We start from the raw sequence: 12988 nt of genomic DNA on the forward strand, positions 1-12988 counted from the left end.
ACAAATAAGAGAACCCATTTATATCTCATCGTCCTGAATCCAGTGGTATTATCGTCTCTTTTGCTATAGAAGAAAAAATTGCCACTAAATAGTCATCGTAGTCTTTGTTCTTTTCTTTTTCAGAGTCTAATTCTATTTCGTCTATTAATCTCCTATATTCAGAAAATTGCTTCGTAAGTTTTTTTGGGTTTTTAATTATGATGTGCTGATTGTCTTTAATGAGAACATACATGTTATTATCATTAAACTCATAATATCTATTATTTTCATTTGTCTTAGACCTAATCCTCTTTTTATACTTCTTCAAAAGTTGTAATGAATCTGTTTTTAATAAAGTTTCAAAAAAACCTTCAATTGATATTCCTTTCTGAGTTGTAAAACTTAGATTATTAAATTGATGCCCAAATAAACTAAAGCTCTCTATCCTACTTTTATCCAATATTATACTAGGATCTGTTGGAGAAAAGGAATGTTTTAATATCAACTGGTCCTCAAAAATATCATACTTCATCCAAACCTTTGTATAAGGTTTATCATCATAAACAACTTCACCAAAAACAAAATTCAAATCCTTAAAGAATTTATGCTTTTCGTTAATCATTCTATGTTTTTCTGTGTAAACGAAACCATTGTAGATACCAGTATTTTTTTGCCCGATTATTGAATCCGTCCATTGGTATAATTGAGTTTCGTCTTTGTCAATCTGCGCAAAACCAGTATGGTTTAGCATGGATAATAAAAATATAATTACAGCGATGCGCAAACGTTAAATATTTAGTAAGTATAATGTAAAACCTTTATTTAGATAAATATAATAAATTAGATCTATTTTGATTTTACATGGGTCTAAAAGATCATATTCTCAGCAATTGAATTGGCTATTAATTTCTCATTTTTTTATCCTATTTTTGAATCAGCAATGAAAAACAAAAATGACTAATCATCAAATAGAACCTAATAACTGGATCAAACTATATTCTGATTATCTATTTAATTACACCATAACACGGGTTAGTAGTAGAGAAATAGCTCAAGATTTAGTTTCGGAAACCTTTTTGGCAGGTTTAAAATCTATGGCCAATTTTAAAGGTGAAGCCAGTGAGCGCACTTGGTTGATATCTATTCTTAAACGAAAAATTATTGACCATTACAGAAAAATAAATTCTAACAAGGGCAAAGCCGAAGTTAGAATGAGTTACAATAGTGACACAGAAGCTGAAGGAGATTGGCTAGAAGAACGTGTTGCAGATCCTTTCGATAAGACAGCTGAAGACACATTGGTAAACTCTGAATTAGGAGATGCCATCTATGACTGTCTTGGAAAACTACCCGAAAAACAAGCTGAAGTTTTTAAAATGAAAACGATTCTTGGTTACGATACCGAAACAATTTGTAATGAATTAAATATAACTGCGTCTAACCTTTGGGTAATCATACATAGAGCAAGAACCGCTTTGGCTGGTTGCATGGAAAAAAATTGGTTTTAAATAATTATGAGTAATATAAAATTAAGTTGTCAAGAAGCGAATCACGTTTGTGACAAGAATCAGTATAAAGAAGCAAACTTTTGGGAAAAAGTAAAGCTAAATATACATTTAATTTACTGTAGAGCTTGTAGAAAATATTCCATGAGAAATGGTAAACTGACAAAGGCTATGGCCTCTTCTAAAGTTGAAGTTCTAGACACTATTTCAAAAGACAAAATGAAAGCAGCTTTTGAAAAAGAATTAGCTAATCATCAATAAAATAACAAGCCAAACTATTGGCAGACTTTCTACCCAAAAAGCACTGTAATATTTCGATTGATTTTTATTTGAAAAAATAATAAACAGCAATGTTATAAATGTGATAATTAATGTTGAAAGTATCGTATATCCATCCAATTTATCTTTAAAATAATCTAGCATAAAAAATACCATTAATAGCAAAACACCAATAATTTTGGTTTTTTTTATGCCAATTTTTTGGGGAATTGTGGCGAGTTTTAAACTATCGTAATTCAAATCTCGTATCTCAAACGGTAACATCAGTACTATTACAAAAATAAAGCGCTGCAAACTTGTAACTACCACATCAGTATTTATGTCAATATCATTATCCATTAGAGGTAAAAAAACGGTAGTATAAGTCCATACAATAGCGATGACATAAATTTTTAATCCACCTATTTGTCTTAGATTTTTCTGACTATCCCTAAAATATCTCATTGGCATTAAAGGAATAGCATATAAGAAAGTTATAAGTCCAAATATGGATAATATTAAAAGTGTATTAAATTGAAGTTTATAGGCATAATTACACATCGCTATAAATGCTATGAAAGAAAATACCTGAATCACTTTTAGCCAACTTGCCAAACTACGATGATGAAACTTGGCAACACCAAAATACTTTACAAAATTATAGCCAGTTACTGTTGCAAAAAACACAAAATACAATACATTTTTATCATAATCTAACCCAAACTGAATCAGGGTAAGCCATGTTAAAGCATATACTGCCAACGCTACATGAATACTACTGTTAATATAAAAATTAAGAATTCGTTTAAAGACATCCACATCACAAAAATAGGCATTGTGTTAATAACCCTTTGTTTCGGTTAAAAACTTTAGTTTTCATTAACAAAAAACCTAGGCTAAATCCGTATTTTTGCAAAAATAAAATTAGATTTTTAATGGATACAACCTCTTTTGCACTCAGGCATATTGGCCCAAATTCAGACGAACAAAAAGCCATGTTAGACTCTATCGGTGTTACCAATATAGAACAATTAGTTTCTGAAACTATACCAGCTGGTATTCGTTTAGAAAATGACTTAGACCTAGATGATGCCATGAGCGAGCAAGAGTATTTGACTCATATTTACAAATTATCGCAACTCAATAAGGTATACAAATCTTACATAGGTTTAGGCTATCACCCTACTAATTTACCTGCAGTTATTCAGCGTAATATTTTAGAAAATCCTGGTTGGTACACGGCATATACTCCTTACCAAGCGGAAATTGCTCAAGGTCGTTTAGAAGCTTTGTTAAATTTCCAAACTATGGTTATAGATTTAACAGGTATGGAAATTGCTAATGCTTCACTTTTAGATGAAAGTACAGCTGCTGCCGAAGCCATGGGATTGTTATTTGCGGTGAGAGATCGTAGCCAAAAGAAAGCTAATGTCAATAAATTTTTTGTTTCAGATTTAGTTTTACCACAAACGATTGATTTGCTCGAAACCAGAGCAAATCCAATAGGAATAGAATTAGTCATTGGTAATGAAGCGCAATACAACCTTTCTGATGAGTATTTTGGTGCCTTATTACAATATCCCGGTAAAAATGGACAGATAACAGACATTAAATCTTTTATAGAAAAAGCAAATGCGGAAAACATTAAGGTTGCAGTTGCAGCAGATATTTTAAGTCTCTTAAAACTAGAAGCGCCAGGTAAATTTGGTGCTGACGTTGTTGTTGGTACCACACAACGTTTTGGAATTCCGATGGGCTATGGCGGACCACATGCAGCATATTTTGCTACTAAAGAAGCTTACAAACGTGATGTACCTGGAAGAATAATCGGTGTCACAAAAGATGCTAATGGCAATAGAGCCTTGCGTATGGCATTACAAACACGAGAGCAACATATAAAACGTGATAAAGCAACATCAAATATCTGTACAGCACAAGTATTATTGGCTGTTATGGCAGGAATGTACGCTGTTTATCATGGACCAAAAGGTTTAGAATTTATTGCTAATAAAGTAAAAAATTCAACCTCTACTCTAGCCAATGCCCTAGAGAAATTAGGTTTAGAACAAGTGAATTCACATTATTTTGACACGCTTCAAATTAAAGCAGATGCTGTTAAAGTAAAATATGAAGCAGAAAAGAGCGAAGTCAATTTTCATTATCCAGATACACATGCCGTAACGATTTCAATAAATGAAACGTCCACAATTTCGGACTTAAACGAAATTATTTCAATTTTTGAACGTGTTACAGGAAATTCTACGGATAGAATTGAATCTATAATAGCTGACGAAACTATTCCAAGTCATTTAAAACGTCAGTCCGATTTTCTAAAATTTGATGTATTTAATTCGTACCATTCTGAAACGGAATTAATGCGCTATATTAAACGCTTAGAGCGTAAAGATTTAGCCTTGAACCATTCTATGATTTCATTAGGTTCTTGTACAATGAAATTGAATGCAGCTTCAGAAATGCTACCTTTAAGCTGGAGTAACTGGGGTAATATGCACCCTTTTGTCCCAGAAGATCAACCTATAGGTTACAAATTAATGCTAAATGCATTAGAAAATCAGCTAACAGAGATAACTGGTTTTGCAGCGACTTCGTTACAACCAAATTCTGGTGCTCAAGGAGAATTTGCAGGTCTTATGGTAATAAAAGCGTATCATGAATATCGTGGTGATCATCACAGAACTATCTGCTTAATACCATCTTCTGCACACGGTACAAATCCTGCAAGTGCAGTAATGGCAGGTATGAAAGTCGTAGTAACTAAAGCATCTGAAGATGGAAATATTGATGTTGATGATTTAAGGGAAAAAGCAGAATTACATAAAGATAATCTTGCAGCATTAATGGTGACTTACCCTTCAACTCATGGAGTATATGAATCTGCAATAAAAGAAATTACGCAGATTATTCATGATAATGGTGGGCAAGTATATATGGATGGCGCTAACATGAATGCTCAAGTTGGTTTAACAAATCCAGGAAATATTGGAGCGGATGTATGTCACTTAAATTTACATAAAACCTTTGCCATTCCACATGGAGGAGGTGGTCCAGGTGTTGGTCCAATTTGTGTTGCAGAACAATTAGTCCCTTTTTTACCTGGAAATCCAATCATAAAAACAGGAGGTCATCAAGCTATTTCTGCAATTTCAGCAGCTCCATTTGGTTCGTCACTAGCATGCATTATTTCTTATGGTTATATTAAAATGTTAGGTGCAAAGGGTTTAAAACAAGCAACAGAAGTTGCTATACTCAATGCTAATTATATCAAAGAACGTTTAGAAGACTTTTACCCAACTTTATATTCTGGTGAAAACGGAAGAGCAGCTCACGAAATGATAATAGATTGTAGAGATTTTAAGGCAAATGGTGTTGAGGTAACAGATATTGCCAAACGCTTAATGGATTATGGTTTTCATGCTCCAACGGTTTCATTTCCAGTTGCCGGAACCATGATGATAGAACCAACAGAAAGTGAAAGTAAAGCCGAAATGGATCGTTTTTGTGATGCTATGATTTCTATAAGAAAAGAAATTGACACAGTTTCAAAAGATGACGAGAACAACGTATTAAAGAATGCTCCACATACACTAGATATGCTTACATCTGATGAATGGTTACTACCATACACTAGAGAGGCAGCAGCTTTTCCTTTGGACTATGTTAGAGACAATAAATTTTGGCCAAGTGTAAGACGTGTTGATGATGCTTACGGAGACCGAAATTTAATTTGTAGTTGCGCTCCAATTGAAGAATATATGGAGGCCTAATTGATTCAATAATATTTCAAAAAAGCACTCAAATTGAGTGCTTTTTTTTGTAATTTAGATTAAGTATGCTACTTTTTTACGAATTCAGTAAAAATGAATCGTTCAAAACAAGAAAGTGACAAATATTCTTTATTATTCAGTAGTTTCGCAATATTGAATTTGAGATAAAAATAACTATGAGCATTAGAATCACAGGAACGGGAAGTTATATACCAAGCATTATAGAAAAGAATGAAAATTTTTATAATCACGAATTTTTAAATGCGGACGGCTCTTCAATAAATAGCCCAAATGAAGTTATTGTCGAAAAATTTAAAGCCATAACTGGCATACAAGAACGACGCTATATAAAAGACGAATTATTAAATTCTGATATTGCATTTTTTGCTTCTCAAAAAGCGATTGAAGATGCAAAAACTGATAAAGAAAGTATTGATTATATCATTGTCGCACACAATTATGGCGATGTAAAACACAATACTGAACAAAGCGATACCGTACCAAGTATTGCCTCTCGTGTTAAGCACTTATTGAAAATTAAAAACCCAAAATGTGTTGGTTATGACTTACTTTTTGGTTGTCCTGGTTGGATAGAAGGAGTTATACAAGCCAAAGCTTTTATTGATTCTGGTTTAGCAAAACGTTGTTTAGTAATAGGTACGGAAACCTTATCTCGAGTAATTGATAAGCATGACAGAGATTCTATGATTTATAGTGATGGTGCAGGTGCTGTAATTATTGAAGAAAGTAATGAAGAAGGCGGAATCATTGCGCATGAGACTGCAACTTTTACTTTAGACGAAGCGCATTTTATCTATTTTGGAGAAACAAATAATCCTGAAATTACAGATCAGCGACGCTATATTAAAATGTATGGTCGTAAAATTTATGAATTCGCGTTGACCAATGTACCATTGGCTTTGAAATCTTGTTTAGAAAAAGGGGGAGTTTCAATAAACGATGTTAAGAAAATATTGATTCATCAGGCTAATGAAAAAATGGATGAAGCTATTGTAAAACGCTTTTATAAGCTACATGGTATGCAAATGCCGGAAGGTGTTATGCCTATGACTATAAACACCTTAGGAAACTCTAGTGTAGCCACAGTACCTACATTATATGATATGATTTTAAAGGGTCAGCTTGAAGGACAGGAAATTAACAAAGGCGATATCATTATATTCGCAAGCGTTGGAGCTGGGATGAATATTAATGCTATAGTTTATCAATATTAATAGAATACATCCTGACATTTCGGGAAATAAATATGTACGAAAAGACTTTTCCAAATAAGCGATTTAAGCACACACTTCATTTTTTAAAAAAGCATATCAACACCTCAGAATCAATATTAGATTTAGGTGTTTCAAATCCATTTTCAGAAATTATGATTTCTGAAGGCTATTCTGTTACAAACACAACAGGTGAAGATTTAGATGAAGACCGTTCTAACATAGAAAATTCTTCAGCAGACGTCGTTACTGCGTTTGAAATTTTTGAGCATTTATTGTCACCATATGAGGTTTTAAAGTCTATCAAGTCAGAAAAATTAGTTCTCAGCATCCCTCTTAAACTCTGGTTTTCTTCAGCTTACCAAAGTAAAACAGATAAGTGGGATAGACACTATCATGAGTTTGAAGATTGGCAACTCGATTGGCTATTAGAAAAAACAGGTTGGGTAATAAAGGACAGGCAAAAATGGACCAACCCAGTTAATAAAATTGGAATTAGACCTTTACTAAGACAGTTTACACCAAGATATTATATTGTTTACGCAGAAAGAGTTTAACTTTGAAAAAATAGTTTTCAATTTTGAACATTTACATTGTCATTCCTGCGCACAACGAAGACCATTACATTGGCAAAACTCTGCAGTCTTTAGTTGAGCAAACGTTATTACCAAAACGCGTTGTTGTAGTTAATGATAATTCTAGCGATAAGACGCAAAGTGTTGTAGAGGAATTCACTTTAAAATACTCTTGGATTTCTCTTGTAAACTCAGAATCTTCTGATATCCATTTACCAGGTTCAAAAATTATTAATGCTTTCAATAAAGGTTTTGAAAGTCTTGATGACAACTATGATATCATCTGTAAATTTGATGCAGATCTTATTTTTCCTAATAACTATTTAGAACAAATAACAAGTCATTTTATAACTAATCCAAAACTAGGCATGGCTTCTGGTTTCTGTTATATCGAAAAAGATAATAATTGGATTATAGAAAGTTTAACCAATAAAGACCATATTAGAGGTGCATTGAAAGCTTACAGAAAAAATTGCTTTGAACAAATAGGGCAATTAAAGGGTTCTATGGGCTGGGACACAGTAGATGAGTTATTAGCAAAATATCATGGCTGGGAAATCCTAACAGATGAAACACTTCATGTAAAACATCTAAAACCTACTGGTAAATCTTATAACAAAGCTTCAAAATATTTACAAGGAGAAGCGATGTACAAAATGCGTTATGGTTTTTGGATTACTTTAATTTCTTCCTATAAATTGGCCTATAAAAAAGGAAAATTTAGATTATTTAGAGATTATATGTCTGGTTATTTTAAAGCTAAATCTAACAAGACTCAATTCCTTGTTTCTAAAGAAGAGGGTAAATTTATTAGAGATTTACGTTGGAAAGGGATTTTGAATAAATTAACTTAATCAATAACAAACCCCAAAACATCACCTGTAGATCCATTAGGAAAACTAACTCCCAATAGTGCAGAAATAGTGGGCGCAATATCTGGTATCACGGTCTTGGTATAAGTTTCTCCATGATTAATACCTTTTCCAAAAAACAATAAAGGTACATGCGTATCATAGTTTAAACCACTACCATGCGTAGAACCTGTTCTACTATAAGCAATATGTGCAATATCATCTACTACAATCACATCACCTGAGCGTTTTTGATTAAAACCATTTTGTAATAAAGCTTCAATACCAGTTGTATAATTAGTACTATTCATTGTTGTGGCTGTATATACTTTAGCAATATTAGGGTAACTAATTTGTTCATCAACTAGTGCTTGCTCAACCTCATGAATATTTAAATTTAATTCTTTCAGTTTTTCCTTATTGAAAAATATTTGATTGTTACTTACGTTTTCTACAATATCCTTAGTACCATAGCTAGATTCTAAAAACGTTGTAAATCGTTCTTTCCTATCATTGTAATCTAAATAACCTGCTGGAATTTTAATAGATTGCAAGTACGCTGGCACATCAACGGCTCCATGATCTGCGGTTAAAAAAACAGTATATTCACCTTCACCAATAGTGGTGTCTAAATAATTAAAAAAGCGTTCTAAATCTCTATCTAATCGTATATAGGTATCCTCAATTTCTTTTGAATTCACACCAAAATTATGACCTACATAATCGGTACTAGAAAAACTTACAGCCAAAACATCAGTATCATCGTCTTGTCCCAAAGCTTCACCTTTTATTGCAGCCATAGCAAAATCTACTGTAAGACTATTACCATATGCAGTAGCTTTTAAAATATCAAATCCATTATTTTCAGATTTTAAAGCTGCTAAATCATAAGGAAATGTTGCTGTTTCCTGTCCTTTAAAACCACCTTCAAAATCATTTAAGTCGTTACCACTTTCCGTATAAGTTTCTATAGGCTGATAGGTATCCCAAATTTTGAAATAAGACCCAGCAGCATCAGAAGTATTAAAGTCCTTAACCCATTGCGGTAATTCATTTCTATAAAACGTACTTGTTATCCAAGCACCTTCTTCTTTACCATGAAACCAATAGGCAGCATTTGCAGTATGGCCTGCTGGTAATATTGCTCCTCTATCTTTAATGGCTATACCAATGGTTTTACCACGCATTTGGGTGAATAGTCTATTTTCATCGGCAAAACTAGTAGTCAACATTCTTTGAGGCGACATTTTTCCTGCATAACCAGTTGTTCCAACAGATTCAACACTATCATCACTCGCACAGTAAACTGTTTCTTTGATTTCTTTGTCATACCAATTATTAGATATTATGCCATGGTACTTTGGTGTTGTGCCCGTGTAAACTGAAGCATGTCCTGGACCTGTGTATGTTGGCACGTAATTAAAGTGGTTGTTCTTACAGTTAAAACCCTCATTAATCATGCGCTTAAAACCACCTTCACCAAACTTAGAATCGAAACGTGTTAAGTAATCATAGCGCATTTGATCTACGACAATACCAACAATTAATTTTGGCTTAGCGTTATCAGTTATATTCACTGTATTTTCTATCGATGCCAATGTTTTATCCTGTGATCCACAAGAAGAAAACATAAATACAATTACGATTAGCGAAAGGAATTTTTTCATGCTTAAATAAGTCTTATAATTCAATTTCAAAAATACAATTTTTAGAACATCTTAATTTAAATTAACGTTAATAACTAATCATTTTTTATACTTTAGCATTATCAAATTCTAGAATGATATACCTCCATAATATAGGTGCTTACTTTATAATGATTAAAGATATGTTTCGCAAACCAACCAAATGGTCTGTGTTAAAAACTTTGATCCTTAAAGATATTGATGACCTCATCATTGGTTCTTTAGGTATTGTTGCATTTATAGCATTTTTTGTTGGTGGAGTTGTAGCGATACAGACCTCACTAAATATTAGCAATCCACTAATCCCTAAATATCTCGTTGGATTCGCAACTCGTCAATCCATTATCTTAGAGTTTGCTCCTACGTTTATTTCCATTATTATGGCTGGTAAAGTTGGCTCTTTCATCACCTCTAGTATAGGTACCATGAGAGTTACAGAACAAATTGATGCACTCGAAGTTATGGGAATAAACGCCATTAACTATCTTGTATTTCCAAAGTTTGTCGCACTTACACTCTATCCTTTTGTCATTTCTATAGCTATGTTTCTGGGCATACTAGGAGGCTTGGCAGCCTGTGTATATGGTGGATATGGTACATTAGAAGATTACATTTCTGGTGTGCAAAACGATTTTATACCATTTCATATGGCCTATGCCTTTATAAAAACTATGGTGTTCGCATTTATTTTAGCAACTGTACCCTCCTTTTATGGCTACTTTATGAAAGGTGGAGCATTAGAAGTGGGTAAAGCCAGCACGACTTCCTTTGTTTGGACAAGTGTTGTGATTATTTTGTTAAACTTTTTACTAACCAGTTTATTATTAGGCTAATGATAGAGGTAAAGGATTTACATAAATCGTTTGGTGATGCACATATCCTAAAAGGAATTTCGACTTCTTTTGAAAAAGGTAAAACCAATCTTATTATTGGGCAAAGTGGCTCTGGTAAAACTGTATTTTTAAAATGTTTGTTGGGCTTATTTGAATTTGAACAAGGCTCTATTTCATATGATGGAAAATTCTTTAGTAAGTTGAGCGGTGATGAAAAGCGAGAATTAAGATCTAAAATTGGTATGGTATTTCAAGGTAGCGCGCTATTTGATTCTATGACTATTGCCGAAAATGTGATGTTTCCATTGCGTATGTTTACCAAAATGAGTAAAAGCGAGATGGAAGACAGAGCAGATATTGTTTTAAAGCGCGTTAACTTGCCTGAAGCTCATAAAAAAATGCCAAGCGAAGCGTCTGGTGGTATGCAAAAACGTGTTGCTATTGCTCGTGCTATTGTAAATAATCCTAAGTACTTATTCTGTGATGAACCAAACTCTGGGCTAGATCCAAAAACAGCAATTGTTATTGATAACCTTATCCAAGAAATTACGGACGAATACCAAATAACTACCGTAATTAATTCTCATGACATGAATTCTGTAATGGAAATTGGCGAAAAAATAGTCTTTCTTAAAGATGGATTAAAAGCATGGGAAGGTTCTAAAGAAACGATATTTAAAACCGATAATGAAGTCGTTACCGACTTTGTCTACTCTTCAGAATTATTTAAAAAGGTTCGTAAAATGTATCTTGAAGAGAACGAGTAATTAGTTTCGCTTAAGTATAAGCTTATCTGTTTTCAACTCTTGTTTTAACCACGTCCGTAATTCACCTTCCTTTATACGTATTATACTATCATTAACAGCGCTATTCCATTTTACACTAGCCACAGTGACTGTATCTACCTTTATAAAATCCTTAGATTCTAACATTTTAGCATAACCAAAATATTCGAGTTCCTTAAATCTTATTTTGGCATCTTTAGCTATAGCCGAAAAAGCAACACTGTTCTTTTTTGACGTATTTTCCGCTTCAATCTGTTGATTTAAACCCGTAATATTTTCTTTTAATTCGTCAATCTCTTTTTGCAAACCTGAGATGATATTGTCTTTTCTATCAAGATCAGCAATGGCTCTATCGTAGGCTTCAGAAATTTTATCTATGCTTCTATTTTTATTGCCACTTATTATGAGTTCAAAATCTTTAATTTTTTCATAACCTTTAAGTTCATTTCGCAGATCGGCTTCGGTTGCACCTGTTATTTCATCATTAAAATAAAGGGTAATCTTTTTCTCTTCAAAATTCGCAATTCCATCCTGAAACCAAAGCTCTCGGTTCTGTTCTATTTCATTTTTGACAAAACTATTATAGTCATTTTCAAACCCAGTTTGCTCCAACACTTTTATAAATGTTATGGTAGGATATATCATAACTAATATAGCAACTAATGCTGCAAACCTGGCAATACGTTTTCTTTTTGAAGAATTGGCGTATTTGAGCATCGGAAATCTCAAGACTTTTAACACTATGAATGTTGCTAAAGCAATAAAAATTGTGTTGATAGTAAATAAATTCATTGCGCCTAAAAAATAAGCCCAATTAGCCTTTGCCAACCCATAACCTGCTGTGCACAAAGGTGGCATTAATGCCGTCGCAATAGCTACTCCAAAAATTACCGAAGCGATCGTTCCTTTTTTTGTTCTGGCAATAATCAATGCCAATCCACCAAAGAACGCAATAAGAACATCTCTAATATCTGGTTTCACTCTGCCTAATAATTCAGAAGTATCTTCACTTAAGGGGAAGAATTTAAAAAACAAAAAGGCCGTCAATAAACTCAACACAATCATTGTTGCTAAATTAATCAGCGATTTCTTAAGTGTATCAATATCATTTATTGCAATGGACATACCAACTCCCAAAATTGGTCCCATTAATGGAGAAATTAACATGGCACCTATTACAACTGCGGTAGAATCAGCGTTTAAACCTACTGACGCTACAAAAATTGAACAAATTAAAATCCAAGCTGTTGCACCTTTAAAAGATATATCGCCTTTAATAGCATCAATTGTAGCATCACGATCTGTATCGTGCTTAAAATCAAAAAGTTCAGTTAAAAAAGTTTTTATACTTGCAAAAAGACCTTTAGCATCTTGTTTTACAGCTTCTTTTTTTTCTTCTACAACTTTATCTTTATCTATATGCTTTTGTTGTTCTTCTTCAGAAAAATTAAACTTATTTTCTTCCATATAATTCTGATTAACTTGATTCTAACAAGATAT

12 protein-coding genes are annotated in these 12988 nt (G+C 33.0%); 8 read left to right on the plus strand and 4 right to left on the minus strand.

Annotated features, from left to right (window positions below; translation table 11 throughout):
• Positions 1 to 25: 25 nt before the first annotated feature.
• Entirely contained in the window at positions 26 to 730 is a 705-nt protein-coding gene (locus tag SJY34_RS08010; protein ID WP_400081052.1) for a hypothetical protein, read from the minus strand.
• 202 nt (positions 731 to 932) lie between these two features.
• Between SJY34_RS08010 and SJY34_RS08015 the strand changes: the two genes are divergently transcribed.
• Positions 933 to 1487, plus strand: coding sequence for a sigma-70 family RNA polymerase sigma factor (locus SJY34_RS08015; RefSeq protein WP_400081055.1), 555 nt, complete (start codon positions 933 to 935; stop codon positions 1485 to 1487).
• 6 nt (positions 1488 to 1493) lie between these two features.
• Positions 1494 to 1745 (plus strand): hypothetical protein, encoded by a 252-nt coding sequence (locus tag SJY34_RS08020; RefSeq protein WP_400081058.1) that lies wholly within the window; start codon positions 1494 to 1496, stop codon positions 1743 to 1745.
• Here SJY34_RS08020 and SJY34_RS08025 read toward each other — a convergent pair.
• Complete coding sequence (locus SJY34_RS08025; RefSeq protein WP_400081061.1) at positions 1728 to 2561, minus strand: hypothetical protein; 834 nt, start codon at positions 2559 to 2561, stop codon at positions 1728 to 1730. The genes SJY34_RS08020 and SJY34_RS08025 overlap by 18 nt on opposite strands.
• A 116-nt stretch (positions 2562 to 2677) precedes the next feature.
• Between SJY34_RS08025 and gcvP the strand changes: the two genes are divergently transcribed.
• The 4 genes from gcvP (at position 2678) to SJY34_RS08045 (ending at position 8188) form a co-directional block, all read left to right on the plus strand.
• Positions 2678 to 5527 (plus strand): aminomethyl-transferring glycine dehydrogenase, encoded by a 2850-nt coding sequence (gene gcvP / locus SJY34_RS08030; protein ID WP_400081064.1) that lies wholly within the window; start codon positions 2678 to 2680, stop codon positions 5525 to 5527.
• A gap of 176 nt (positions 5528 to 5703) precedes the next feature.
• Positions 5704 to 6762 carry a 3-oxoacyl-ACP synthase III family protein gene (locus SJY34_RS08035; RefSeq protein ID WP_400081067.1) on the plus strand — a complete coding sequence of 353 codons (1059 nt, stop codon included), beginning with the start codon at positions 5704 to 5706 and terminating at the stop codon, positions 6760 to 6762.
• A 32-nt stretch (positions 6763 to 6794) separates the two neighbouring features.
• On the plus strand, positions 6795 to 7316 hold the full coding sequence (locus tag SJY34_RS08040) for a methyltransferase (protein ID WP_400081069.1): 522 nt from the start codon (positions 6795 to 6797) through the stop codon (positions 7314 to 7316).
• Positions 7317 to 7339: 23 nt separating this feature from the next.
• A complete protein-coding gene (locus SJY34_RS08045; protein ID WP_400081072.1) occupies positions 7340 to 8188 on the plus strand; it encodes a glycosyltransferase family 2 protein in 849 nt (282 codons plus the stop codon).
• On the opposite strand, the gene pafA is transcribed toward SJY34_RS08045, so the two are convergent.
• Positions 8185 to 9852, minus strand: coding sequence for an alkaline phosphatase PafA (pafA, locus tag SJY34_RS08050; protein ID WP_400081075.1), 1668 nt, complete (start codon positions 9850 to 9852; stop codon positions 8185 to 8187). The two genes, SJY34_RS08045 and pafA, sit on opposite strands and share 4 nt — an antisense overlap.
• Before the next feature lie 113 nt (positions 9853 to 9965).
• Between pafA and SJY34_RS08055 the strand changes: the two genes are divergently transcribed.
• The gene (locus tag SJY34_RS08055; RefSeq protein ID WP_400081078.1) at positions 9966 to 10703 is read left to right on the plus strand and encodes an MlaE family ABC transporter permease; all 738 of its coding nucleotides are present in this window, start codon (positions 9966 to 9968) and stop codon (positions 10701 to 10703) included.
• The gene (locus tag SJY34_RS08060) at positions 10703 to 11470 is read left to right on the plus strand and encodes an ABC transporter ATP-binding protein (protein WP_400081081.1); all 768 of its coding nucleotides are present in this window, start codon (positions 10703 to 10705) and stop codon (positions 11468 to 11470) included. The genes SJY34_RS08055 and SJY34_RS08060 overlap by 1 nt, the downstream gene beginning before the upstream one ends.
• On the opposite strand, the gene SJY34_RS08065 is transcribed toward SJY34_RS08060, so the two are convergent.
• Entirely contained in the window at positions 11471 to 12955 is a 1485-nt protein-coding gene (locus SJY34_RS08065) for a DUF389 domain-containing protein (protein WP_400081083.1), read from the minus strand.
• Positions 12956 to 12988: the final 33 nt, after the last annotated feature.

This window comes from Winogradskyella sp. R77965, from assembly GCF_044594915.1.
In the GTDB taxonomy this organism is placed as follows: domain Bacteria; phylum Bacteroidota; class Bacteroidia; order Flavobacteriales; family Flavobacteriaceae; genus Winogradskyella.

Excerpts from the sequence above, each read along its gene's own strand:
- SJY34_RS08010 (WP_400081052.1), bottom strand. The coding sequence starts at position 730 with ATGCTAAACCATACTGGTTTTGCGCAGATTGACAAAGACGAAACTCAA.
- SJY34_RS08015 (WP_400081055.1), top strand. The coding sequence starts at position 933 with ATGACTAATCATCAAATAGAACCTAATAACTGGATCAAACTATATTCT.
- SJY34_RS08020 (WP_400081058.1), top strand. The coding sequence starts at position 1,494 with ATGAGTAATATAAAATTAAGTTGTCAAGAAGCGAATCACGTTTGTGAC.
- gcvP (WP_400081064.1), top strand. The coding sequence starts at position 2,678 with ATGGATACAACCTCTTTTGCACTCAGGCATATTGGCCCAAATTCAGAC.
- SJY34_RS08035 (WP_400081067.1), top strand. The coding sequence starts at position 5,704 with ATGAGCATTAGAATCACAGGAACGGGAAGTTATATACCAAGCATTATA.
- SJY34_RS08040 (WP_400081069.1), top strand. The coding sequence starts at position 6,795 with ATGTACGAAAAGACTTTTCCAAATAAGCGATTTAAGCACACACTTCAT.
- pafA (WP_400081075.1), bottom strand. The coding sequence starts at position 9,852 with ATGAAAAAATTCCTTTCGCTAATCGTAATTGTATTTATGTTTTCTTCT.
- SJY34_RS08055 (WP_400081078.1), top strand. The coding sequence starts at position 9,966 with ATGATATACCTCCATAATATAGGTGCTTACTTTATAATGATTAAAGAT.
- SJY34_RS08060 (WP_400081081.1), top strand. The coding sequence starts at position 10,703 with ATGATAGAGGTAAAGGATTTACATAAATCGTTTGGTGATGCACATATC.
- SJY34_RS08065 (WP_400081083.1), bottom strand. The coding sequence starts at position 12,955 with ATGGAAGAAAATAAGTTTAATTTTTCTGAAGAAGAACAACAAAAGCAT.